Here is a 24,745-nt window from a genome sequence, read left to right on the forward strand (position 1 = left end):
CCTCTGGGATTGACTGAAATTGGGGAAGGAACGAAAAATACCAAAGAATGGAGTGGCTACCATTCTTCAAGGTTAAACCAACAGTATCGGGTTATTTATCAAATCAACAACAATGAAGTTTATGTTCTCGTTGAACAAATTTCACCGCACGATTACCGGAGAAAATAATGGACGAATATCAATTGGCCAAAAAAACATGCGACGTGACAGTCGGCGAGTCGGTAAAAATTATCCGCGAACTCCAAGGATTAAATCAAAATGAATTGGCTGACCTTACCGGCATTCCGCAATCAACCCTCTCCGCCATCGAGCATGACAAAATCAACTTGGGAATTGAACGCACCAAAATATTGGCAAAAGCCCTCAAGTGCCACCCAGCAGTGCTGGTTTTTCCCGGCTGGGATTATTCTGCTGCATAACACTCTTGTGCAGTTTGATGTTGGGCTTTCTTCGGCAACCCACAACCTACCGTGCTTGATTTATTCTGCAATTCGATTGAGCCAGTAACCGGGTTTTCTGCTTTGATGCATCACGGCAACCACATAGATTTTTTCGTTTGATTGCCTGTAAATTACAGCAAATGGGAAGCGAGTAAGGATATAACGCCGGAATCCATTTCCGAACTGAGGCCATACACCGGGAAGCTCGGCGATGGCAGCATAAGCGCTTTCAAGCTCATTGATGAAATCACCGCCTAACCCTTTTGCCTGCGATTCATACCAGACGACCGATTCACGTATATCGCGCGCAACTTCAGGATGAAAGTAAACGTTTGTCACAACTCACGGTTCAATTTCAGCTTAATTTCTTCCCAGCTAACCGGTTTTACCGCACCCGATTCAAGTTGCGCAAACCGCTGTTCTGCGATTTGAATCCACACCTCATCGACATGTGCTTCGTTGGCGTTATCCAAACTTGAAATCAGGCAATGCGCGAGCGTCGCTTTTTCGTGGGGTGACAACGTCTTGATATTTTCCAGAATCCATTTCATTTTATCGGGCATGATAAACTCTCCGAAACCTTTATTAACAGACAGTTTATCATTGATATGACAGATTGGATTCCAGGTTTGATGCTTGAGAAATTTATCCTGGATGACGCTGGCTTATCCAAGCTACTTCCTACAACTTATTTCTGGCTGTCTCGCTTTCCAGATACTGCTTGAACCACCGCCATTTGTACTCTACAGACTCTGGATAATTTGCTGCCAGATTCTTCTCAATCACGTTAGAGTACTTGTCAAATGCTCGCTCTATAGCGCCATGCGAGGTATCTTGTATATAGTAATCATGTAGTACATTGACCATAAAGTGTTCCTCGTAATCCAAACACATCGTATTAGCAGAGCCTTCAGTACGATTCCAGAGTTCTTTAGCACCTCGGGATAATTCGACTCGTGGAACATCAGTTCTGGTTTCTATTTGATATGCTTCCTGATATGCAGTGCCAACGATATTTGAATCAGTATGCCAAACTTGCCCGACCGATATACCACCACGAATTAGATATCCCTTGGACAAAAGAATATGGCTGATCTGAATAACCCGCATGACCAAGATAGATAAGCCGCGGTAACTTGGCATTTTATCCGACGCAAGCGGAGCACTAAGGATAATACAATCCGATATGTAAATATGCTTCGGTATCAGATCTCGATGAATGCTTTGATCTACCGTGCCATCAAGGTTGGGAACAACACTTTCCAACATGCTAATTAGCTCTTCTAGTTCGCATAGTCCCTTGCCATCTTGCACTGCGGCACCGACCACTGACTTAAACCCAAGGATATCTATGAAAGCAACTGCTCGATTTTCAAATTTAATTTTCTGCATGCGAGCTCCGCATTAAGTGGTCAAGTTTGACATCACTTATCTACAATAGATGATGTGATGCATAAACATCGGTAAATTTCTCAACGTTCCCCTAATCTTCTCGCCTTAACTGCGGAAACAAAATCACATCCCGAATACTAGGGCTGTCGGTCAGCAGCATCACCAGCCGGTCGATGCCGATGCCCTCGCCTGCTGTCGGCGGCAGGCCATATTCCAGCGCGCGGATGTAGTCCGCGTCGTAGTGCATGGCTTCGTTATCGCCAGCATCTTTGGCTTTGGCTTGCTCCAGAAAGCGCGCTGCTTGATCTTCCGGATCGTTCAATTCCGAGAATCCGTTGGCGATCTCGCGTCCGGCGATGTACAACTCAAAGCGGTCGGTGATCTCGGTGTTGTTGTCGTTGCGTCGCGCCAAAGGGGATACTTCCGCCGGATAGTCGACGATGAAAGTCGGTTCGAACAGCAAATGTTCGGTGGTTTCGTCGAACAGTGAAAGCTGCAAGCCGCCGATGCCGTCGTTCGGGTTGTGATGAATGCCGAGTACTTGCAATTTGCTGATCAGAAAATCGCGATCGTTCAGTTGCGCATCGGTGTATTCCGGGTGGAATTTTCGGATGGCTGCGGTGATGGTCAGGCGGGCAAACGGTTTCGCCAAATCCATGGTTTTACCTTGATACGTGACTTCGGTCGTGCCCAGCACTTTGTGCGCGATTTCCGCCAGCATTTTCTCGGTGAAGTTCATCAGATAAGTAAAGTCCTGATATGCCTCGTAGAATTCCACCATGGTGAATTCCGGGTTATGCCGTGTGGAAATGCCTTCGTTACGGAAATTGCGGTTGATTTCAAACACTTTTTCCATGCCGCCGACCACCAGCCGTTTCAAATACAGTTCCGGTGCGATGCGCAAATACAGCGCCATATCGAGCGCGTTGTGATGCGTGGAAAACGGCCGTGCCGAAGCGCCGCCGGGAATCGGGTGCATCATCGGGGTTTCGACTTCGAGATAGCCGCGCGCCACGAAAAATTCGCGCATGGCCTGAATAATTTTCGAGCGCGCCGTGAACACCTTGCGCGCATCTTCATTGGTGATCAAATCCAGATAGCGCTGACGGTATTTTTGTTCCTGATCGGCCAAGCCGTGAAATTTTTCCGGCAGCGGACGCAGCGATTTGGTCAGCAACTGCAAATCCGTGACACGGATCGACAGTTCATTGGTTTTGGTTTTGAACAACGTGCCCTGTGCGCCAAAAATGTCACCCAAGTCATGGTGCTTGAACGCCGAATGCACGTCTGCGCCGGTGAGATCGTCCGAAATGTACAGTTGAATCCGGCCGCTCATATCCTGGATGGTGGCGAAACTGGCCTTGCCCATGACGCGCTTCAACATCATCCGCCCCGCCACTTTGACCGCAACCGGCGATTCTTCCAGTTGCTCCTTAGTTAAATCATCGTATTGCCGGTGCAGATCCGCCGCTAGATGTTCGCGCCGGAAAGTGTTCGGGAAAGCATTGCCCGCCTGTCGCCATTCGGATAATTTGGCGCGTCGTTCGGCGATAATTTGGTTCTCATCCTGGGGAATGGTTGATGGATTTTCCTGGGTCATGTTCTGGTTTGCGAAAGTAAGTAATCGATTAAATGGATGGATTTGTCTTTGGTCGCATATTATACGCTGCCAGCAGGGGATTCGTGCCAGAGTGTGCGGCTGCAACCCGGTTGCGGCTTTTATACCCGATTTGGCAAAACGCTAGTTTTCTGGCACGATGATTTCAAGATATCTTACATCAGCGGGACGGTTTATTTCCTGGGCAACCAAAAATGACTATCGATTGAATGATAAATGACATCTATTTATTAAAAATTAATTCAGTTACATTGATCATCGGTCAAAAAAGTTTGAGATCTTCCAACCGGTAAGGCGATAAGGAAAATGATTCAAGCCAATGGTTTAATCGCATGCAATGCGTGTTATGAAATAAAAAAGATGCTGCATATGGCCATGATCAATGATTTGAGCGCAGATCAACGATGTACTTAAGATTGAAACCATCCATTCTCCTTCAGCGTGCAAAAAAAGAGCAAGGAGATCAGGCGGCTTCCGCTACTGCCAATTCCGAACGGCGCCGGGACGAGCGCCGCCAGCAGGAGGACAGACGCAATTTGACGGTTCTGCGCGGACAGGCGCGCTATAACCGGCGTCGGCATGAACGGCGTGATGTGCTCATGCAGCGTGATCCGGCTTCCGGTTTGTCCATTGAGTCAGTAGCCAGGCGATTTGACGCAGACGGGCCGTCTGCGCAATGGAGTGCTCCTTTTTGTCTATGGATTGTTTCCGGGCGAGAGGATTTAACGGGCCAGTTGCAGAACTACGCGGAGAACGTGCCCGTTATCAGCGTTCTTTCGTACAAGCCCGATCAATTTAAAGAACACTACGAGGAATTGGAGGATTCCGGTTCCAATGTAATCCTGATCGATACCGCTTTACCCGAAGCCATTGTCATTGAGCAGTTGCGCGCCATCAGAAGAAGCCCGTCGGATGTGAAGATAATCTTGTTGTACGATAACGTTCTGCCCGATTTGGTCCAGGCTATTGTTGAATTTCGCGTATCGGGACTCCTGTTGACCGGAGTCAGCCAGGAATTTTTTTTGAAGGCGGTACATGCGGTGCATAAAGGGGAGTATTGGTTTCCCCGTCAACTCGTGAGCCGGATACTGAGTTTTTTCAGTGGCCAGCGGAATCAATCTACCAGTTTGCAGTCAGGCGATGTTGTTTTTACCGAATGCGAACAGAAAGTCATCAATTTGCTGGTTCAAGGGTTAAGCAACAAGCAGATTGCATTGCGTTTGGCCGTGAGTCCGGAAACGGTCAAGTCGCATCTGAAAGCCATTTTTGCAAAAACCGGTGTCACCAACCGCAACCGGTTGATCTCGCTTTGTCTTACCGGGATGCGCAGTGGCCGGTTGAATCTAACAAGTAGCGAGCGTTAATCTGCCGGGAGCCGTGCAAACGTTGTTTGTTGTGGTGATGATGGTCCGGCTGGTGAAGGTGCTAGTTGGGGTGCAAACAAGAATGTGATCTACAGCCGGATTCAGGGAGTTTCTTTCAACGATCCGTTCTGGCCACTTCAACCCGGTTACGGCCTTTGTGCTTGGCTTGGTAAAGCGCGTCATCGGCCCGTTGCAGCAGCAAATGTTCATCCAGTGATTCTTCACCGGTAGCGATAGCAACGCCCAGGCTGATGGTTACCGGAATCAATGTCTGGTTGGTGTTGATTTCCTCGCTGGCGATGGCTTTGCGGAATCGTTCCGCGGCTTTTACCGCGCCTTCCTGGCTAAACGGTGAAATGATCGCCAGAAACTCCTCGCCGCCATAGCGCCCGATGTATTCGTGCGAACGGGCCGATTGCGTCAAACGATTGGCGATTTCGCATAACACCGCGTCCCCGGCGGGATGGCCGCAGGTGTCGTTGATGTTTTTGAAGTGATCGATATCGATCATGATTACCGCGATGCCAAACCCGCCGCGCTTGGCGCGCAGAATCTGCTTGTGCAGGATGTCGAAGATGGCGGGACGGTTGAGCAAGCCGGTTAATGCATCGTGCGTGACACGCTGTTCCAATGATTTCTTCTGCGCGATGAGTTGTTTGTTGAGCTTAATGCCTTTGTAAAGCTGGGTTTTCTCGATGATCACGGCCAGTTGACTGGCGATTTGCAGCGATAAGTCCTTATGCAGGTTTTTATAGGCGTTTTTTTTGCGGCAGGAAAAGAAAAGAAAGCCAATGGGCTTTCCGTCTGCAATCAACGGACAAATCAGGCAGGAGCGGATACCTTCCTTAAAAATGGCTTGTGCCAGCCTGGATTCCGCATACCTTTGCAAATGGGTGTTCAAATCATCGATGATCAGCATTTCATTGAGATCGATGAGCGTATGTAAGCTGCGATCCGTCATGGGAATAGATAAACCGGAGATCAATTCCGGCTTGTCATAGCTTGCACGCGACCAATGCAGTTTCAGTTTGTTTCTGTCGCTCTCCAACAAAGCCAGACTGATCCGGTCGTAAGGCAAATGCGTCTGGAAAGATTCATAAATATGGTTCAGCACATCGATCAACTGCAAATTGAAGTTGCATTCAACCATGATTTTGTACAGCGACTGGCTTCTTTCCGATTGTTTTTGCAGGTAAGCGGATAACTCTTTGAGAGACTTGCCCAGGTTGCCGATGTCGTCGTCCCCGATGGGAATATCCGGTGCGAAATCACCGCGTGCCATTGCTTCAGCCGCTTTACGCAAAGCCAGGATCCGGTCATTTTTTTTCATCTTCTCACCAATCCGTTCAAATAGTGACGTGCTTCAGCTTAAACCATGCAATCATCCGCTCATATCAATTACTGCATCAGGGGCTTTGAGGTAATTTACAGTGTATTAATTCACAGGAAAAGATATAACGTAAATAAATATAGCGTATTAAGCCCTCAAATGGTTGGATATCATCAGCCGTAAATATTTTCATGATCATTCTGGTAACACGGCATATTAAGGCACTGTCAATGCTAAAATCCGGAATTAGCGCGTATTAAACCGGATAACAATATAACAAACAGAATGATCGGGATTTTAGTTCTTACACATGAAGATTTAGGCGAGCATTTGATTCGTTGCGCGAGCCACGTCGTCGGTATGAAACCGCCGCAACTACTGTACTTGGGCGTTTTTATTCAGGATGATCCCGATGCGGTGCTAATCCAGGCGCGTGAGTTGATTCAGCAGTTGGACAGCGGCGATGGTGTTTTGATATTGAACGATATGTTTGGCGCGACGCCGTGCAATATTGCCAGCCGCCTGGTGCGGCCGGGCAGGGTGGAATGTTTGAGCGGCGCCAATCTGCCGATGCTGGTGCGGGTGCTGACCTACCGCCATGAGCCGCTTGCGGCCGTGATCGAAAAAGGCTTGAGCGGCGGTCAACGCGGTGTGATACAAATTGATGCGGAACCTTGTCATGCAAATTAAAGAAGTCGAAATTATCAATAAACTCGGATTGCACGCGCGTGCTTCCGCCAAACTGACCAAACTGGCCAGTCAATTCAAGTGCGAAGTCTGGGCGACGCGCAATAACCGCCGTGTAAATGCGAAAAGCATCATGGGGGTGATGACGCTGGCGGCCAATAAAGGCTCGCTTATCCAGCTGGAAACCAGCGGCGATGACGAAATAGATGCGATGGCGGCGCTGGTTGCGTTGGTTGAAGATTATTTTGGCGAGGGCGAATGAGCTTTATATTGCAGGGTTCGGGCGTATCGGAAGGCATTGCCATCGGGCACGCGCATCTGGCTGCTCCGGCTGCATTGGAGGTGATGCATTACCTGATTCCCAAGCATCAGGTGGACAAGGAGATTGCCCGGCTGGATAGCGCTTTTGCAGTGGTGCGTAAAGAATTTGAGGCGCTGCAGAAAGCGGTTGCCGACGGGCATGCACGCGCTGAGTTCAGTGCGTTTCTCGATCTGCATTTGATGATTCTGGACGATCCGACCTTGTCGGACGCCACCCGCAACATGATTACGCACACGCTGTGCAACGCGGAATGGGCGCTGACGCAGCAGATGCAAGTGTTATTGGAGCAGTTCGAGGAAATCGAAGATGCCTATTTGCGTGAGCGCAAAGCCGATGTCATCCAGGTAGTCGAGCGTGTGCTCAAGGCGATGCTGGGGCATCCCGGTTATTTGCCGGTGGCGTCGCGCTTAACTGGCGACAGCATTCTGGTGGCGCATGATCTGAGTCCCGCCGACGTGATGCAATACAAGCAGCACCAATTCACCGCTTTCCTGACCGATCTGGGCAGCCAGACATCGCATACCGCGATTGTGGCGCGCAGCCTCAATATCCCTTCGATTGTGGCATTGCATCACGCGCATCAGCTGATTCTGGAGAATGATTGCCTGATTGTCGACGGCACGCAGGGCATCGTCATCGTCAATCCGGATAAATACGTGCTGGATGAATACCGCTTGCGGCAAAGCCAGCTCGAGCTGGAAAGAAAGAAACTGCAACGTATCAAGAGTATTGCGGCGATGACGCTGGATGGCACGCTGATCGATTTGTACGCCAACATCGAGCTGCCGGAAGATATCGCGCAGGTTAAAGAAAGCGGTGCGACCGGCATCGGTCTGTTCCGCAGCGAATTTCTGTTTCTGAACCGCGATGATTTGCCCGGCGAGGATGAGCAATTTGAAGCGTACCGCACGGTTGCGGTCAAAATGCACAAACAACCGGTGACTATCCGCACCTTTGATCTGGGCGCGGACAAGAACCTTAAAGGCAGCGAACAGGTGGCGGCCAACCCGGCACTGGGCTTGCGCGCGATCCGCCTGAGTCTGGCGGAACCGAAAATGTTTCATACGCAGTTGCGCGCGATTTTGCGCGCTTCCAAGTACGGCGATGTGCGTATCCTGGTGCCGATGCTGTCCAATGTCGCGGAAATCGATCAAACGCTGACGCATATCGAATATGCAAAACAGGCATTGCGCGATGACAAAATTGATTTCGACGAACACATCAAAGTCGGCGGCATGATCGAGATTCCGGCAGCGGCGTTGAGCCTGGATATTTTCATGCGCAAACTGGATTTTCTATCGATCGGCACCAACGATCTGATTCAATACACCCTGGCGGTCGACCGCATCGACGATACCGTGGCACATCTGTACGATCCATTTCATCCGGCGATTTTATGGCTGGTTTCGCATGTCATTCAAAGTGCCAATCGTGCCAAAGTGCCGGTATCGATTTGCGGGGAGATGGCGGGTGACAAGCAGTTCACACGGCTGCTGCTGGGCCTAGGGTTGCAGCAGTTTTCCATGTATCCGGCGCAATTGCTGACAGTAAAGAACCAGATCTTAAAGAGCAATTTGCCTGATATCATTCCGTTAGCGCAAAAAATCATCAAAGCTGATCAACCGGAAAAAATCGCTGCATTGATGGCCAAGTTGAATGATTAAAACGCGCTGTTGGGTTGAATCATGGTGTGTGCCTCTTTTTTTGGCGATATAATGACTGCCTGATATTCAGCCGTTTCTTCGGGATTATCCTAAGCTACTATACATGCAAGAATCAAAATCAGTCGGTGTGGTAACACCGCAGTACGTGCAAATCGACAAGCCGTTGCAGTTGAAAAGCGGATTGTCGCTGGAAAGCTATCACTTGGTGTACGAGACCTACGGCCAATTGAATGCCGCGCATTCCAATGCGATCTTGATTTGCCATGCGCTTTCCGGTAATCATCATGTGGCCGGTGTGTATGCCGGAAATGAAAAGAGCGTCGGCTGGTGGGACAATATGGTGGGTCCCGGCAAGCCGATCGACACCGATCGTTTTTTTGTCATTGGTGTGAATAATTTGGGTGGCTGTCATGGTTCTACCGGCCCGGCCAGTATCGATCCGCGTACCGGTAAGCAATATGGCGCGAGTTTTCCGGTGGTGACGGTGGAAGACTGGGTTGAGGCGCAAGCACAATTGGCCGAGCATTTAGGTATCGAACAATTTGCCGCCATCGTTGGCGGCAGCTTGGGCGGTATGCAGGCGATGCAGTGGACGCTCGATTATCCGGAAAGAGTGCGTCATGCGCTGGTGATCGCAGCCGCGCCCAAGTTGACCGCGCAGAATATCGCATTTAACGATGTGGCCCGCCAGGCGATCATGACCGACCAGGAATTTTACGGTGGTAATTTCTATGCCTACGACACCTTGCCGCGCCGCGGTTTGCGGCTGGCGCGCATGCTGGGGCATATCACTTATCTTTCGGATGATTCGATGGCGGCGAAGTTCGGCCGCAGTTTGCGCAAGGATGAGCTTTCTTTCGGTTTCGACGTGGAATTCGAAATCGAATCGTATTTGCGCTATCAAGGCGACAAATTCGCCGATTTGTTCGATGCCAACAGCTATTTGCTGATGACCAAGGCGCTCGATTATTTCGATCCCGCCGCGGCGTACGGTGGCGATCTGAGCGCGGCATTCCGCGCGGCCAAGGCGAATTTTCTGGTGGTTTCGTTTACCTCGGATTGGCGTTTCTCGCCGCAGCGTTCCCAGGAAATTGTCAAAGCGCTGTTGGATAACGAACTGAACGTCAGTTATGCGGAAATCAGCTCCAGCCATGGCCACGACTCGTTTCTGATGGAACCGTCCTGTTATCACCAGCTGGTACGGGCGTATATGGACAATATTGCGATCTGAGTAAAATCATGACTGATACCCCACCAGCACCTTCCACCCTTGCATTACGTCCGGATTTTGCCGCCATCGCCGAATGGATTAAACCCGGCGCGAAAATACTCGATTTGGGTTGCGGCGACGGTTCGTTGCTGCGTTATTTGCGCGATACGCGCAATGTGTTCGGTTACGGCGTGGAAATCGACGAAACCAATCTGCTGAAGTGTTTCCGTAACGGTATTAACGTGATCCAGAATGATTTGGAAACCGGGTTATCGAGCTTTGCATCGGATTCGTTCGATTATGTCATCCTGTCGCAGACCTTGCAGGCGACGCGGCATACCGAAGCGATCATCCAGGAAATGCTGCGCGTCGGCAAGGAAGGCATCGTGTCCTTTCCCAATTTTGGTAACTGGAAAAACCGCATGCAAGTCATTTCCGGCCGTATGCCGGTGTCGGAAACGCTACCGTACCGCTGGTACAACACACCCAATATTCATCTTTGCACCTTGGGTGATTTTGAAGAACTGTGCCAGCAATGCGACGCACGCATTCTGGAACGCAAAGTGATGAGCAATCATTACCGCCCGGTTAATTTTCTGCCGAATCTGCGCGGTATGCTCGCGTTTTACCGCTTTGAACGGCGGACATGATTTCTGACCGTTGAACACTTCTCAACGGTTGTAATTCACCGCGCCGTATTTCCACCCTGCGCTTTGGCGCTCCCCATCTGTTCCAACGCTTTGAGTTCCGCCACGGAAAAGCCCGCTTGCTGTCTTGCTTCGTAGTGGAACGGGCCCAACACTTGTCCGCTAAAGTATTGCCCGGCCAATGTATGAAATGTCTGTTCGGAATCCAGTCCGCGCCGCTGGCATAAGTACTTGAACCAGTGCGATCCGATGGCGACATGCCCGATTTCGTCGCGCAAAATGATCTCCAGCACGGCAACGGTTTTTTCGTCACCGGCCTGACGCAACCGCGCGATTATACCCGGCGTTACATCTAATCCCCTAGCTTCCAATACCCGTGGCACCAGCGCCATGCGCACCAACGGATCGAAAGCCGTGCGCGCCGCCATGTCCCACAAACTGTTATGCGCCGGAAAATCGCCGTAATCGCAACCGAGTTCGTTCAGGCGTCCACGCAGCAATTGGAAATGGTAGGCTTCCTCAACCGCTACGGTAATCCAGTCGTGATAAAACGCTTGCGGTAGATCACGAAAACGATACACCGCATCCCACGCCAGATTGATGGCGTTGAACTCGATGTGCGTGATCGCATGAATCAAAGCCGCTAACCCTTCTTTTGTGTTCAAACGGCGTTTCGGCACATCAACCGGCGCGACTAGCACTGGCTTCATCGGGCGACCAGGTTCTTCAACCGGTTCAGGCTTGCTGCGGGATTGCAGCGTTAACAGATCATCCCGCCATGCCTGCGCGGTTTGCCGGGTCAAATACAGTTTTGTTTCGATTTCACCGGCTGCAAGGCAGCGGGCTGCGGCATCAAACAAGGATTCCATAATTCAAACAGACCAAATAATTCAATCGCGCTATTTTCCCGTGTTTTAGACGGAATGGCCAATCCGGCGATGCGGAACCGGCGGTGGAAAAGAAATTCTGGTTCAAACGGAAAGATCATTGTATTCTTGGATGACAGAAGCTTTCTTTGATCACTATCCGTTGAGCGCTCATCTGCTATGACTAATATGCCGGGCGAACCATCACTTCAAGTTCACTTGCCGGAAGGGCAACCGGTATTGCGCACAGTGCCGATGCCAGCGAATACCAATTATGCCGGGGATATTTTCGGCGGCTGGATCATGTCGCAGGTCGATATGGCGGGCAGCATCCCGGCTATCCGCCGCGCGCGTGGACGGGTTGCGACTGTCGCGGTTAATTCCTTTGTATTCAAGCACCCGGTGTTTGTCGGCGATCTGGTCAGTTTTTATGCCGACATCGTCAAGATCGGGCGTACTTCGATTACCGTCGACGTGACCGTTTATGCGCAACGCGGTGTGCGTGAAGGCGGTGAGGAAATCTGCATCAAAGTGACCGAAGCGGTGCTGACATACGTCGCGATCGACAACAACCGCAAGCCAAGGGCTGTGCCGCAGGATTAACGTTGTCGCGTTGACCGGCGCGTTGCTGCGCTGCTTTATGGCCCAGCCGAAATCGATGAAAAGCATACTTTCCCATCTGCATATCTACGCGAACAATTCCCGATCGCGAATCTTCCGGGCGTCGGTGTAGTCCTCGTCCCACCAGGGCTTCTCACCGGGGGTCCGTGGCGGCTTGGCGAGCACAAATTGTTTCCGGGCTTTCTTGGCTTCCTGTTGCGCGACACGGAAATGGTGGTGGTCGAAAATGCGCAGCGCTTCAATCATGTAGGAGACGGCAATGCGGCGGTCCCGAATCAGCAGGAGGTTTTCCCCATTCTTGAGGTCCGCCGGGGAGGAAAAATTGTAAGAGCCGAGATAAACCCGGGCGCTGGGTTTATCGAAATCAATGACAACGAACTTGTGGTGCATGCGAATGCCGCTACCACCTGCTGGTTCGGCGGAGAACGGTTCAGGGACGTTTTTCGTCAGTGCGGAAGGAAAAACGGGGGCGACATTGCCGTTCGGTTTTTGCAAATCGAGACCGCCGACTTTGCGGTCGGAAATGCCATACACAAAGATATCGGCGTTACTGGTCACATTGGTGATCGCATCGAGAATCGGCCCGGGCGTCTGGTACAGGAACGCCAGCGAATAAAACAGCGACGATGTTGTCTTGCCGCCGATGTCGTTGGCCACCGTTTGCAATAGCGCGTTTGATCTGTTGTGGGGTGAAAACGCCACGCGCGCGTCGATCTTCGTCAGACCCAGATCGTTCCACTGCGCCGATGTTGTGCCAGCGAAATCTTTCGGTTTCTGCGACCAATAGCCCTCAAACGCCGCCAAGAATGGTTTGATCGCACTAGCCCCTTGCAGAATCATGGCGTTATTCGATTGCACGAAAAAACCTCGCCAACTGAAATTGGTCGAGCCGCATACGACCTTTTGAATGTTGGGGCCATCAGCCACGATGGTCTTATTGTGCTGGAGCGATAGCATGTGCTGCCGTTTCACGTTGCCGGTACCCGCCGAGACCGTGAGCCGCTGTGCCGCCAGATTTTCACTGGCATCCTCTTCGCCGTGTTCCTGGCTGTCGTCGATGATGATCTTTAAGCGCTTGCCGAGTTTCTCCAAGCGCGTCAGAACACCGGGTTCGTTCAGATCGTAAGCGACCACGCGAACCTGAGCCTGCGGGTCGGCAATGGCCTGATCGAGCACTTCGAGAATGGCGCTGCGCGCCTCGAATCCCATCCATGCGAGTGCTTCTTTGGTTTTGGGGTGGACCGGGGTGAAAGTCAATCCATCTGTTGCCTTCGCCGGTAATAATGTCGAAATGTCACCCGCCGATTCGTACCGGTCGACAAATGCCTGCGATGACACAAAGCCGCGCGTGAACGTGACGTTGAGCAATCCCGGATAAGTTTCGCGCCGCAGTTCGATGGCCACTTCCTGGGCGTCGCCATAACTCAGTTCATCGGCGGCATTCATAAACACCGGCGTGACTCTGTAGATGAATTCGCCTTCGAGTTCGGCGTTACGCGGAAAATGCACCCAGCGGAATTTTTGGATCGGCGAGAGTCGCGTCGATAATTGGGTGGGATTGAGCTTGCCATCGGCGCCGCGAAAACCGAGACGGTTTTTCAACGCGAAAAATCGATCGCCACCGGGTTCTTTGTACTCGATGGCAAAACCAACGAAATCCTGTGGCGGCCGGCCGTTCTTCCAATTCATGGCAATGAGCGCCATACCATCGCCGCGATGAAGCTTGAGCGTGAACAGTGCTGCCGCATTCTGACCACTGATCTGAAATTCATCTGTCATAACAACCTCCCGGTATGGATGCGATGGATAAGCCGATAGTAATGCACACCGCGATAGCCCCGCGCAACCTGACCGGATCCGCTATGCGATACCGGTTGGAGCAGGGTGTTTTATGATCATAATCCAATTCATGATCAATGTCTTGGTTTACAAAGCAGCCATCGAAGTGGCGCAAACTGATGCTCAAATAAAATTTTTTCGATATTTGCATCCATTAAAGCCATTGCTACGTATCTCTTAATGACGGCGCACTCGACAACATGGGTACACCGCGCATGGACCGCTTTAATCATTCAAGAGATACACATCATGAAATTCGCATTTAAAAAAACCAGCCCGCTCATCGCAGTATTTTGTTTACTCAGCGCCAGTGCCAGCCTGCACGCGTTCACCCTGCCGGAAGGCTATCAAAGCCGGTTTTTGGTGCCGCGCACCTTAGCGATTCAACCCGGCATCATCAATCCGGAAATTTATCCATCATCCGGCAATCCAACAGCGCAACCGAGATTTGAAAACAATATCACTCAGCAGGAAGGCTTACGCATCTGCTTCTATGAACTCGAAGTCGATGTGCGCAACTGCCAGCATGCGTTTCAGAATAATGTCGCGGGTTATAACGAATGCATCACCATGGCGGGGGAGTCGCACACCAGCTGTTTGACGTGGGTGCAAAAACTTCCGGTGGAAGAGAATAGTAATTAGGTGGTTGATGGGTTTTTGATGCGCCTCCTTCATTGGCGCATCCTACCGTGCTTAGGTTTGTTGCTGTACTAAGATTTTATTATTGTCCGTAGTTTTTCTTTTAACGATTCAACTAGATTTGGTCCCTTGGCAACTTTGTCATTTCCTCCCTTTTCTTTATACAAATCAAATGCCAGATGAATAGATTTGTCTATACATTCATCGGTAATTTGCTTAACGTCCAACTTTGCTACAGAATTATTATTTGGGTAAATGCTTTGAGTAAGTTGTGCTGTAACAGCATAAAGAACATAAAATTTAATATCGTTTATTTCTGTTGCTGTAAATTTTTTATTAGCCTTAAGTACTATTTCTATATTTCTACCCCATGAAGCTAATATATAATAAGTATCTAGATCATTGTTCTTGTGAAATAATTTGTTGTATGAATCATCATCTTCTAAAAGAGTAGAAGGCCTAGCCCTAGCATAATCTGGTTTTTGCATAAGGGAAGACATTAAACATTGAGACATGAAAGGGATGCTAATAATGTCTTTAGGCTTTTTTCCCTCATTTTTGTAATAATTCTTGCGCCTATCATAGAAAAGTCCTTTGAGTTTTAGGAATTCCTCAATTTGCCTATGCACCTGATCGGTTGCTCTCAACGGTGCTTTTGGAATAGGTGTTTGGCTATTTGTAGCACGTATAATCTTATCTCTGGTTTCTTCATTCTCCGGAACGATAACCCGAATTAGTACATCTCTTTTTTCATCATCTATCTTATGATTATTTCTTGAGAAATAGCGAAATATCTCATTAGAGGTCTGTAATCCGTTAACAATTTCAGGATTATGAATTACAAGTTCTTTTCCTCCTGGAGCAGATGCTTCGCTTGCCAAAATTGTTACGCCGTTGTTTAACCACCAAAATTCCTCTGTGCCGGGATTTTCTAAAGTATCTTGTATTTCATTGTTAACATTAGCCTTCCCTTGATAATCACGGACATTTGATTCAAAAATATGCTTTATTAATTTACCCTCCTCATCAGTGATAAATTTGTAGTATTCAGCTAAATTAGCTAGTGCAATAAATACTTGAGGGGTGGTCGAAAGTGGGTTCTCAGAAATTCTTAGTCTAAAAACATCATTTACTCTCTCTTGAGCGAGTTTCATTAATTGATCTGAACCAACGAATGAAGCTTCAACAATAGAGCCCGGGAGTTTTTCAATGATATCTTTTTTTAGGTCGCTAGCTTGACTCTGTACATTGGGGTGAACATCAATTCCTTTTGAAACATAGTAGATCGTAATTTTTAGTTTCGGTTTTTTGGTAATTAAACCCAAATACGTGGCTTTGAATAGCTCAAATGCAGAAAGGACTTTGTCATTGTATCTTCCTTCAAATTCAGTTCGATCAAAGTCCAAATCAAAAAGACTCCTGCAAAGCCTTGATAGTTTCAATAGTGTTTCTTCGTTAAATGAATTTTCGTATTTGGCTTGAATTAAAATGAACTCAATATCGACATTCTTTTTATACTTATCTTTAATATCTTCATCTTCTTTTACTAATTCGCCATTGACAAAGAGATAAATGGAATCAGCTCCCCCGTCATGGCTTTCACCGCAACGACCTGATTCAATTTCCTCGAAGCTCAGCTCAAAATCTTTTAGAACTTGCAATGAAGCATAAAACTCGAAGAAATCATTTACAGAACTGTCTTCTTCATAGTTTTCTAGTTCTTGCTTAATAATTTCTTCTAAAAGAATTTGATTATTTTTTGACATTTTTTCACTTTGCAATATAAGTACTTTAATTCGTGCCTATTTTTATGGCCTCAATAGACTGATCTGTTTCTTTACTAGAAATTATTTCAATTTATCTTCAGTTTGTTTCAAAAACAGTAATTGCTGCATTTAATCGTTGCATAAGCCATACCATTGGTATCTTTGAATCAGGGTGTTTACTTAATCTATTCAATAATTGTCGTTTACTCTTCCCCGTCACCACCAACGCAATCTGTTCACTGCTTGCCAGCAGTTCCAACGAAAGACTGACGCGCAGCGATGGCGCAACCGGTGGTGCGACCGCAATGCAGTGATGAATATCAGTTAAATCGGGATTCATACCGGGAAACAGCGAGGCAATGTGCCCATCTTCGCCCAGTCCCAGCACCGTCAAGCTCAATGGCAGCGGCAGCTTATCCAGGCGCTGGTGGATTGTTTCGATGGCGTCAAAGGCGTTGCCGTGATGGGTTTTGAGTCCCACGAAGGGAGTGTTCACGGGCAAGTGATTCATCAGGTGCTGCTTGACTAGCTGTTCGTTGGATTGTGCATCGTTGACATCGACCCAGCGTTCATCCGACAGTGTGACGGTGATCCGGTCCCACGGTAACTGACACTTCGCTAGTGCGGGCAGATAATGGCGCGGGGTATTGCCGCCGGGGACGACGAGGGTGGCTTGAGGTTTTCGGTTTAGAGTGTCGCGTAGTGCGGCAGCGGCAAATTCGGCGAAGCCTTGGCTTAACGATTCGATGTCCGGATAAACGCGTCTTTGCATCACGGAACTGCCAACGTTTATTGCACTAAGCTGCGTAAATCCGGGACGACTTCGATATGCGCCGGGAAAGGATTCGGGTCGCCGGGAAAGACGCGGCCCAGGAACGCGGTGTTGTTGGCTTGAGCGCCTTCCAGATCAGCCATGGCGTCGCCGATCATCAGCACTGCTTCTGGCTTCAAGTTATGCGCCGACAAGATCTCCGCGATGATGGTTTTTTTCAGCGCCGGTGCGCCGCGCACAGCGGTGAAATAAGGCGCCAGGCCGCGCCGCTCGACGATCACTTTGAGTTCGACTTCCGGTGTGCCGGAAGCGACGAACAATGGAATTTTTTGGGATTGCTGGCGGATCAGTTCGATCGCGCCGGGTACAGCTTCGGCAGCGATCACGGCTTCCACCACCAGTTCGGAAAAGCGGACATCTAGTTGTTTTTCTTCTTCCTCCGTCAGCGGCGGCTGGTTGAGAAAATGTTGCTGGAAGTGGCGGAATTTGCGGTAGCGCGACATGCCGCCGTTTTGCGTGTGAAATTGCACCACCGCCGCGACGATGTCGTCGCCGTACGCGCGGTACAGTTCCGCGAATGCCTGCGTTTTTATTTTGCCGGATTCGACCACGACGCCGTCGAAATCAAAAATGATCGCTTGCCAGTCAAAGTTTCTCATGGCTACGCGCGATTGTCCGACGTGGACGGCGTGGCATCGTCGTTTTCATCGCCATGCCGCAAGTCCTGGTGAATTTCCCGCAGGCAATCGAGGATGCCTTGTCCCAGATCGACGTGTTCATTGAGTACCAGCTTGCGTCCGATGCGCGGCTGAAACGCGTACGGGGTGATTTCATAGTGATGCACCGCATTGGCTTCGTCGAAATGCAATTCCACCGGCCACGGCAGGATTTCCGAGATCATCGTCATGACATCCTTGATGCGTAATCTTTCCTGGCCGGTCAGAATCATGTGCCGGTTGGCAAATTCGGGTGCTAATATTTGCACGCTCATGCGTGCCGCATCTTCCACATGGATATATTCACGCATGGCGTCGCCGCTGCCCTTATACGTGATGGAATGATGCGCAACCGCTTCGTGCAGCATGCGGTAGATGCCGTTGCGTTTGTCGGAGCGCCGCCCGTACAGCGAACCATAGCGCAGAATGCTGTAATCCAGGCCGTAGCGTTCGTGGTAGGTCTCGGTGAAACGTTCCGCAGCCTGTTTGCTGGCGCGGTAGAAAGAGCCGGATTCGGAATAGACATAAATGCTGCTGGCGAACACAAACCGGCGCGCCCCGGCGACACGCGCGGCTTCCAACGCGTGCATGTTGCCCAGCACGTTGATGGTGGCGGTCGGGATCGGTTTGTCGTTGGCTTCGTCGATATCGGCGATGGCGGCGAAGTTGTACACGATGGAAGTGCCCTTGGCGGCTTCGATCACTTGATCGAGATTCATGATGTCGCCGATGATCATTTCCTGATTGCTTTTCAGATACGGCGACGGACTGCGGTCGAATAGCCGTACCCGGTAACCTGCGGCCGATAATGCATCCGCGACGTGGCTGCCGAGAAATCCGCTGGCGCCGAATACCACAACCTGTTCATTCACCATAGTGTTATCCGTTATTGACGAGACCTGATTTGATTAAACCCTGCAGCAGATTTTCCGCCGCTTCGATTTCCATGCGCTGGCGCGATTCCCGCGCCAGAGAGCCGACATGCGAAGTCAGAATGACGTTGCCGCATTCGAGCAGCGGGCCGTGATACGGTTCCTGTTCAAAAACATCCAATGCCGCAGCGCTGATTTTGCCGGACTGCAATGCGGCCAGCAACGCGCTTTCATCGACCAATCCGCCGCGTGCCGCGTTGATGACGATGGCTTCCGGTTTCATCGCGGCGAATGCCTTGGCATCGAGCAGATGATGCATGTCCGCGCTATACGGGGTATGCAGCGTGATGATGTCGGCGCTGGCCAGCAATTGTTCCAGCGGCAGCATGCTGACGCCGTCCGGAATTTGGCTGGCATACGGATCATGCGCGACCACCGTGGCTTCAAACGCCTGGCACAAACGCGCGACGCGGCGGCCGATGTGTCCCAGGCCGATGACGCCGACGGTTTGTGCCGCAAACAAGCGGCCTTGCGTGCGCGGCCATTCGCCGTTGCGTACCGCCCGGTCGATCGGGTTGATTTGCCGCAATAAACTCAGGATGTAACCCAGCGTCAGCTCCGCCACGGCTTGCGCGGGCGCTTCCGGTGTATTCAGAACGTGAATGCCGCGATTCTTCGCTGCCGCCAGATCGACGCTATCCATTCCGGCACCGCAGCGCGAGATGACTTTCAGATTGGGTGCGGCTTGAAACACCCGTTCGGTCAAAGGCTCAATTCCGGCGATCAGACCGGTTGCGCCATCGCTCAGCAACGCAATGATTTCGTCTTCGGTGAGCTTGCGCTTGTGCGGATTGGTGATGACCTGAAAGCCTTGTTGCAACAAGTGCTGAATGGCCGGATTGTTGACGGTGTCGAACGACGAAGTGGAAATGACAAATGAACTCATGATGTTTTCAATGTTGCGCGGATGCTTTGTAAATGCGTGCGGCAGATGGAATCGAGAATGCGGATATCCAATCCATAACCGAGGAAATTAAAACCGGCTTGAATGCGTTGCTGCAATGCTTGCGGATCCGGCTCGATGACGTGAATGCCGCCAGGTTTTTGCGCGCGGCGGCCTGCTTCCAGCACTTGCGCGATGGCCGCTTGCACATCCGGGTGATTGAGATCGCCGGGGCGTCCCATCGAGCCGGACAAGTCGTACGGGCCGATGATATACGCATCAATACCGGGAACAGCCAGAATCTCGTCAATCGCTTTGACGGCGTCGACATGTTCGATCATCACGACGATCACCGCATTCTCTTCCAGCCACTGGCGGTACGCCTGGAAGCTTGCGCCGTAGCCTTGTGCGCGCGCCAGGCCGACGCCGCGTTGTCCGCGCGGCGGGTAGTACACGCCTGCGACAGCCGCTTCGGCATCGGCGGCGGATTTGATCATCGGCACCATGATGCCGGTGGCGCCAGCGTCCATGACGCGTTTGATCTGATCGGGATGATTCGACGTGAGGCGCACGATGGCCGGACATTGCTTGCCGTCCAGCACCTGGATAATGGCTTGCACTTCGCTGAGTTCCAGCACGCTGTGTTCCATATCCAGCACCAGCCAGTCAAATCCGGCGGATGCCATGATTTCGGCAATCGAAGGATGCCCCAATGTGACCCATGAACCGATGGTCAATTCAGACCGGTTCAATCTTGATTTCAATGACATAATGATTCCTAGTAGCGGGAAAGTAACGGGTCGGATTCCATCAGTTTTTCAACCCGCGCCAGATCGGCGGGGGTATCCACCGCTTGAGTATCGAATCCGGTAGGCACCATTTTCACCTGCATGCCATGCTCGAGCAGCCGCAGCATGTCGATCGATTCCAATTTTTCCAGTGGTGTCGGTGTCAAATGTGTGTATTGATACAAGGTGCTGCGGCGGAATGGGATGATACAGACCTGCTTGTACGCTGCGGTATCGGCAAAACCGCTTTTGGCGATTGTCGGAATCGGGCGGCGCGACATATACAGCGCGTCGTTGTGTTGATTCATGACGACCTTGATGGTATTGGCGTCGAGGTAATCGGCTTCGTGGTCGATTTTGCGTACCAGGTTGACACAGCCCAGCTCTGGATTATCTTTGAAAGGCGCCACGGCGGTATCGATCATATCGGGATGTGTCATCGGTTCATCGCCTTGCACCATGACGATCAGATCGGCATCCAGGTACACAACCGCTTCCGCGACGCGATCGCTGGCGCGTTCGTGCGTATCGGATGTCATGATCACTTTGGCGCCGAAACCTTCGGCGGCTTGACGGATTTCTTCATCACAAGTGGCGATGTACGTGGCGTCGAGCGATTTGCTCATGGCTACACGTTTATAGATGTGCTCGATCATCGGGCGTCCGAGGATTTTTGCCAGGGGTTTGCCGGGGAAACGCGATGAGCCCATGCGGGCCGGTATGACAGCGATTGTTTTCATGAAAATGTTGTGTGTATTGGTTAATGGTTGAGTACAAAAAGTTACCGTCTGAGGCGATGTGCTGATTATCCGGTTTTTCCTCTTTTCTGGGCAACACTTATTGTTAAATTTAATTGATTTTTTGGGTACTGTGGTTTTATCCCGGTTGGCGTGCTGGTAATTGGATAGTCGCAAGAGTAGAATGAGCGCGCTTTTCAGAATCTTTTGTTTAAACTGGGGAAATAGTAGAGATGCTGCGTATCCTGAATATTTTTGTTTTCGTGTCACAGCAATGAAAGCGCTTTTTTTTCTTCGTCACTATAACGATATCGATCATGTTACTCCGGTCATTTACAAATGGATAAAGTCCGGTCATCAATGTGATGTGGTATTAATCGGTTCCACCCAATTCCGCCGCGATTTCCGCGTTCAATACTTAAGTCAGCTCGAAGGTGTGCGCGTTGCGCATATGAAAGAGCTGTTTCCGTTGGCCGAGTATATAAAATGGCGTTTACAGATGCTGATGCTGACGCGCAATGTGCGGCGCATCAAAGTGATCGGCGGTCTGGCTGAGAAGCTGGCCGATCGTTACGATGAAAAACAGCGTGAGCCGTTGTGGCGGCATACAGCCGATTTTCTGCTTAACCGGTGTTTTGGCGCTACCGGCAAGGGTGTTGTGGCGTTTGACTGGATCGAACGCAATTCGGTGATTTGTCTGGAATGGGTTGAAGTGGTGATTGCCATGGCAAAAGAGCGCGGCCTGGGCACGATTTCACTGCCGCATGGCGATAGCCCGCATTACAGCCAATTGATCCGGCGCGGAGAAAGACGCGTGGAGCCCGATATTACATTCTCGGCGGCTACCATATTTGATAAGGTGGTGGTGCCTAATGAATTATGTTCCGTGCGTTTCCGCCCGTTTATGACGGATAACCAGCTCGCTGTATTGGGTTCGCCACGTTATTGTGAGGAATGGCTGAAAATACTGGCCGGATTGATGCCGCCTTCGCCGCTGATTCGTTCGGACAGCCGCCTTAAAATTGTCATGTTCCTGAGAAAAGCCAATTTCACGACATTCTGGGAAGAAGTGGGTGAAGTGGTGCATATGATCGCCGGGTTTCCCGGTGTCGAGTTGATCATCAAGCCGCATACCCGCAGCGGCTGGAAACAATCCCTGACCACCGACAGTTCGATCAAGAAATTGCCCAATGTGCGTGTTGCCAGCGACGATGCGCATTCGGTGCATTTGATGAACTGGGCGGATGTCATCATCGATCTGGCAACTTCCGTGGTGTTTGAAGCGGTCAGGGCGAAAAAGCCGGTTCTGGCGGCTGATTATTTGATCGCGGCGCGTTCGGCGGTGGCTTATTACATGCCGGAAACCGAGCTGAAATGCCGTGACGATGTGTATGAAAAAATCAATCATTTCCTGACCCAGGGCTGCGATGCTTTTTATATCGAAGAACACCGGCAGCGCTTCTTGCAGGAAATGCTGGATTACCCGGATGCCGATGTGCTGCCCCGTTACGTATCGCTGCTTGAACAGCTGGCGGATTGAAGTGCGGTTTCAAGCTGCCGTGCAGCGATCAGATGTACCGGTAAACCATGAGGGGGTGTGAGTGCGGGTAAAAGACATCTTGAATGAGTTGGTGGTGGCCGCTTACAAATTTAAAGGCGGCTATACCGATGTGCTGGTGAGGGGGCAGCGAATTTTAATTTCTGTCGATCACTTGCGTACGCTCAATCGTGCCAAGACGTATTCAAAAAAAGAACCGGATACCTTGGATTGGCTTGATAGCTTTGAACCGGGTTCGTGCTATTTCGATATCGGCGCCAATATCGGGCAATATTCGCTATATCCGGCCAAAAAATACGGCGATAAAGTACAAGTGTTTGCTTTTGAACCGCAAAGCAATAACTACTACGCGCTCAATAAAAATATCTATCTGAACAATCTGGGGAAAAATATTTTATCTTACTGCGTGGCGGTGTCGGGGCGCAGTGAATTTTCCAAATTGTATATTCCCAAATTCATTCCGGGTGGAAACCGTTCGCAGTTCGGGCAAGAAGATCTGGAGAACATGAAAATCCCGGCAACGCATATCCAAGGGATGTTCGGTGTGACGTTGGACGATCTGTGCAGCCAATGGGGATTTCCGGTGCCGAATTACATCAAAATCGATGTCGATGGCATTGAAATTCCCATTTTGCAGGGTGCATCGGCGGTTTTGGCAAACCCGGCGCTGAAATCCGTGATCATAGAGCTTGGTACGGATACCGAACAGGAAAAAGCCATTGCCATCATGAAACAGGCCGGTCTCGAAGTGAAACAAAGACCGTCAAAAAATTGGGGCGAAAGCTATTTGATTTTCGGCCGGGTGTGATGCAGTAAAATTTCTTAGGCAGAACATGACGAGTGAAACTGCTGCGCCAATCATTGATGTCGTAATCCCTGTTTATAATGCAGCGGAATTGACCAAGCGCTGCATTGATTCCGTCATCGACTACTTGGGTTCATCGATCAGAACGATCCATATCCAAGACGATGCATCGGGTGCCGAAACCCGCGCCATGCTGGACAATTTATCTTATCCGCAGCTGCATGTTTACCATGCGCCTGAAAATCAGGGGTATGGAAAGTCTGTCAACGATTCGGTAGCGCGTTCCGATGCCGACTGGGTGCTGGTGCTGAATTCCGATATCGAAGTATTGAATAATTTTCTGCCGTGGTTGTGCGGCGCCTTTGCCGCTGATCCTCAACTGGCGGTCATTAGTCCGATGGAAGGCGATAGTGCGGAAACACAAGCCAGCCGTTATGTGCGGCAGCCGGGCGGATATATCGCTACCTATCGTTTCAGAGGCTATGCATTTTTGATCCGTCGCGCTGTTTTTCAGATGATGGGCGGTTTTGATGCGCAATTTGGCCGGGGTTATTATGAAGATACCGATCTGGGGCGGCGGTTGGATCAACAAGGTTGGCGCATGGGCGTGCATCCGGATGCAACCGTTCGTCACGAAACCGGCGCATCGTTTGGGCGCGGGAAAGCTTACCGGGAATTAGTGCAACACAACCGGTCACTCTATCTGTCGCGTTATCCGCTGGCCCGGCAGAATGTGCTGACCGTTTCCGGCAACTCTACTTTGACCGACTTACCATCCAAGATCGCGGATCCGATGGAACAAGTGATGCGGCAAGGCGGGCGGCTGCATTGGCTGACACCAGCGCCATTGCCGCAGTTGTCGTGCTTGCAGATGCGGAATGGTACGGCCGGTTTCAAAACCATTACGAAACTGATGCTGCGCGGCTGGTTGCGCGAAGATAAGCGCATCAACGCTGTATGGATTTTGCCGGGTGTATCCGCAGGGTTGCGAATTTTATTGACACTTTTTGTTCGCCTGCGTCGGCTGGAAATGCGCGAGTGGCAGGGAGATCAGCGCGAATCTGCGCAGCAACAGGATGCTGACAAACGAGATACGGAATGACTGTGCTCCCAGGATTTTCTAAGCTGTTGTAGCGGTTTAAAAAAAAA

27 protein-coding genes are annotated in these 24,745 nt (G+C 50.5%); 12 read left to right on the forward strand and 15 right to left on the reverse strand.

Annotated features, from left to right (window positions below):
* The first annotated feature begins 167 nt into the window (after positions 1-167).
* The gene (locus tag R2103_RS01930; protein ID WP_317529880.1) at positions 168-419 is read left to right on the forward strand and encodes a helix-turn-helix transcriptional regulator; all 252 of its coding nucleotides are present in this window, start codon (positions 168-170) and stop codon (positions 417-419) included.
* Positions 420-479: 60 nt separating this feature from the next.
* Here the strand turns inward: R2103_RS01930 and R2103_RS01935 are convergent, their stop codons facing one another.
* The 4 genes from R2103_RS01935 to lysS form a co-directional block, all read right to left on the reverse strand.
* The gene (locus tag R2103_RS01935) at positions 480-779 is read right to left on the reverse strand and encodes a type II toxin-antitoxin system RelE/ParE family toxin (protein WP_317529881.1); all 300 of its coding nucleotides are present in this window, start codon (positions 777-779) and stop codon (positions 480-482) included.
* Positions 776-1,003 carry an addiction module protein gene (locus R2103_RS01940; RefSeq protein WP_317529882.1) on the reverse strand — a complete coding sequence of 76 codons (228 nt, stop codon included), beginning with the start codon at positions 1,001-1,003 and terminating at the stop codon, positions 776-778. Before R2103_RS01940 ends, R2103_RS01935 begins: the two co-directional genes overlap by 4 nt.
* Positions 1,004-1,121: 118 nt before the next feature.
* Positions 1,122-1,832 carry a hypothetical protein gene (locus R2103_RS01945; protein WP_317529883.1) on the reverse strand — a complete coding sequence of 237 codons (711 nt, stop codon included), beginning with the start codon at positions 1,830-1,832 and terminating at the stop codon, positions 1,122-1,124.
* Positions 1,833-1,923: 91 nt separating this feature from the next.
* On the reverse strand, positions 1,924-3,432 hold the full coding sequence (gene lysS, locus R2103_RS01950) for a lysine--tRNA ligase (protein WP_317529884.1): 1,509 nt from the start codon (positions 3,430-3,432) through the stop codon (positions 1,924-1,926).
* A gap of 434 nt (positions 3,433-3,866) precedes the next feature.
* On the opposite strand from lysS, the gene R2103_RS01955 reads away from it, so the two are divergent.
* Entirely contained in the window at positions 3,867-4,814 is a 948-nt protein-coding gene (locus tag R2103_RS01955) for a response regulator transcription factor (RefSeq protein WP_317529885.1), read from the forward strand.
* Positions 4,815-4,929: 115 nt separating this feature from the next.
* Here R2103_RS01955 and R2103_RS01960 read toward each other — a convergent pair whose 3' ends face one another.
* Complete coding sequence (locus R2103_RS01960) at positions 4,930-6,144, reverse strand: diguanylate cyclase (protein ID WP_317529886.1); 1,215 nt, start codon at positions 6,142-6,144, stop codon at positions 4,930-4,932.
* A 285-nt stretch (positions 6,145-6,429) separates the two neighbouring features.
* Between R2103_RS01960 and R2103_RS01965 the strand changes: the two genes are divergently transcribed.
* The 5 genes from R2103_RS01965 (at position 6,430) to metW (ending at position 10,677) form a co-directional block, all read left to right on the forward strand.
* Positions 6,430-6,834 (forward strand): PTS fructose transporter subunit IIA, encoded by a 405-nt coding sequence (locus R2103_RS01965; protein WP_317529887.1) that lies wholly within the window; start codon positions 6,430-6,432, stop codon positions 6,832-6,834.
* Positions 6,824-7,093: an HPr family phosphocarrier protein gene (locus tag R2103_RS01970; protein ID WP_317529888.1), complete on the forward strand. Its 270-nt coding sequence runs from the start codon at positions 6,824-6,826 to the stop codon at positions 7,091-7,093. Before R2103_RS01965 ends, R2103_RS01970 begins: the two co-directional genes overlap by 11 nt.
* Positions 7,090-8,817, forward strand: coding sequence for a phosphoenolpyruvate--protein phosphotransferase (ptsP, locus tag R2103_RS01975; protein WP_317529889.1), 1,728 nt, complete (start codon positions 7,090-7,092; stop codon positions 8,815-8,817). The genes R2103_RS01970 and ptsP overlap by 4 nt, the downstream gene beginning before the upstream one ends.
* A 103-nt stretch (positions 8,818-8,920) precedes the next feature.
* Complete coding sequence (locus R2103_RS01980; protein ID WP_317529890.1) at positions 8,921-10,048, forward strand: homoserine O-succinyltransferase MetX; 1,128 nt, start codon at positions 8,921-8,923, stop codon at positions 10,046-10,048.
* An 8-nt stretch (positions 10,049-10,056) separates the two neighbouring features.
* Positions 10,057-10,677 (forward strand): methionine biosynthesis protein MetW, encoded by a 621-nt coding sequence (gene metW / locus R2103_RS01985; RefSeq protein WP_317529891.1) that lies wholly within the window; start codon positions 10,057-10,059, stop codon positions 10,675-10,677.
* Between the two features lie 35 nt (positions 10,678-10,712).
* On the opposite strand, the gene R2103_RS01990 is transcribed toward metW, so the two are convergent.
* The gene (locus R2103_RS01990; RefSeq protein WP_317529892.1) at positions 10,713-11,543 is read right to left on the reverse strand and encodes a ferritin-like domain-containing protein; all 831 of its coding nucleotides are present in this window, start codon (positions 11,541-11,543) and stop codon (positions 10,713-10,715) included.
* Positions 11,544-11,720: 177 nt separating this feature from the next.
* Here R2103_RS01990 and R2103_RS01995 point away from each other — a divergent pair, with 177 nt between their 5' ends.
* Entirely contained in the window at positions 11,721-12,143 is a 423-nt protein-coding gene (locus tag R2103_RS01995; RefSeq protein WP_317529893.1) for an acyl-CoA thioesterase, read from the forward strand.
* A gap of 84 nt (positions 12,144-12,227) precedes the next feature.
* On the opposite strand, the gene R2103_RS02000 is transcribed toward R2103_RS01995, so the two are convergent.
* Positions 12,228-13,940, reverse strand: a complete 1,713-nt coding sequence (locus R2103_RS02000) for a phospholipase D-like domain-containing protein (protein ID WP_317529894.1) — start codon at positions 13,938-13,940, stop codon at positions 12,228-12,230.
* Positions 13,930-14,151, reverse strand: a complete 222-nt coding sequence (locus R2103_RS02005) for a hypothetical protein (RefSeq protein ID WP_317529895.1) — start codon at positions 14,149-14,151, stop codon at positions 13,930-13,932. Before R2103_RS02005 ends, R2103_RS02000 begins: the two co-directional genes overlap by 11 nt.
* Positions 14,152-14,249: 98 nt before the next feature.
* On the opposite strand from R2103_RS02005, the gene R2103_RS02010 reads away from it, so the two are divergent.
* A complete protein-coding gene (locus R2103_RS02010; RefSeq protein WP_317529896.1) occupies positions 14,250-14,642 on the forward strand; it encodes a hypothetical protein in 393 nt (130 codons plus the stop codon).
* A 68-nt stretch (positions 14,643-14,710) separates the two neighbouring features.
* Here R2103_RS02010 and R2103_RS02015 read toward each other — a convergent pair whose 3' ends face one another.
* From R2103_RS02015 to R2103_RS02045, 7 genes are all read right to left on the reverse strand, one after another.
* On the reverse strand, positions 14,711-16,405 hold the full coding sequence (locus R2103_RS02015; protein ID WP_317529897.1) for an AIPR family protein: 1,695 nt from the start codon (positions 16,403-16,405) through the stop codon (positions 14,711-14,713).
* Positions 16,406-16,502: 97 nt separating this feature from the next.
* Positions 16,503-17,177 (reverse strand): 6-phosphogluconolactonase, encoded by a 675-nt coding sequence (gene pgl, locus R2103_RS02020; RefSeq protein ID WP_317529898.1) that lies wholly within the window; start codon positions 17,175-17,177, stop codon positions 16,503-16,505.
* A 17-nt stretch (positions 17,178-17,194) separates the two neighbouring features.
* Positions 17,195-17,836, reverse strand: a complete 642-nt coding sequence (locus tag R2103_RS02025) for an HAD-IA family hydrolase (RefSeq protein WP_317529899.1) — start codon at positions 17,834-17,836, stop codon at positions 17,195-17,197.
* A 2-nt stretch (positions 17,837-17,838) separates the two neighbouring features.
* Positions 17,839-18,768 (reverse strand): NAD-dependent epimerase/dehydratase family protein, encoded by a 930-nt coding sequence (locus R2103_RS02030; RefSeq protein WP_108697432.1) that lies wholly within the window; start codon positions 18,766-18,768, stop codon positions 17,839-17,841.
* A gap of 4 nt (positions 18,769-18,772) precedes the next feature.
* Positions 18,773-19,711, reverse strand: coding sequence for a phosphoglycerate dehydrogenase (locus tag R2103_RS02035; protein WP_317529900.1), 939 nt, complete (start codon positions 19,709-19,711; stop codon positions 18,773-18,775).
* Complete coding sequence (locus R2103_RS02040; RefSeq protein ID WP_317529901.1) at positions 19,708-20,478, reverse strand: HpcH/HpaI aldolase family protein; 771 nt, start codon at positions 20,476-20,478, stop codon at positions 19,708-19,710. Before R2103_RS02040 ends, R2103_RS02035 begins: the two co-directional genes overlap by 4 nt.
* An 8-nt stretch (positions 20,479-20,486) precedes the next feature.
* Entirely contained in the window at positions 20,487-21,236 is a 750-nt protein-coding gene (locus R2103_RS02045; RefSeq protein WP_317529902.1) for a 3-deoxy-manno-octulosonate cytidylyltransferase, read from the reverse strand.
* Between the two features lie 271 nt (positions 21,237-21,507).
* Here R2103_RS02045 and R2103_RS02050 point away from each other — a divergent pair, with 271 nt between their 5' ends.
* The 3 genes from R2103_RS02050 to R2103_RS02060 all read left to right on the forward strand — a co-directional run bounded on the left by R2103_RS02050 (position 21,508) and on the right by R2103_RS02060 (position 24,698).
* The gene (locus tag R2103_RS02050) at positions 21,508-22,773 is read left to right on the forward strand and encodes a hypothetical protein (protein ID WP_317529903.1); all 1,266 of its coding nucleotides are present in this window, start codon (positions 21,508-21,510) and stop codon (positions 22,771-22,773) included.
* A gap of 94 nt (positions 22,774-22,867) precedes the next feature.
* Complete coding sequence (locus R2103_RS02055) at positions 22,868-23,599, forward strand: FkbM family methyltransferase (protein ID WP_317529904.1); 732 nt, start codon at positions 22,868-22,870, stop codon at positions 23,597-23,599.
* Between the two features lie 25 nt (positions 23,600-23,624).
* Positions 23,625-24,698: a glycosyltransferase family 2 protein gene (locus R2103_RS02060; protein ID WP_317529905.1), complete on the forward strand. Its 1,074-nt coding sequence runs from the start codon at positions 23,625-23,627 to the stop codon at positions 24,696-24,698.
* The last annotated feature ends 47 nt before the right edge of the window (positions 24,699-24,745 follow it).

The sequence above is a fragment of the Nitrosomonas sp. Is24 genome (assembly GCF_033063335.1).
Classification (GTDB): domain Bacteria; phylum Pseudomonadota; class Gammaproteobacteria; order Burkholderiales; family Nitrosomonadaceae; genus Nitrosomonas.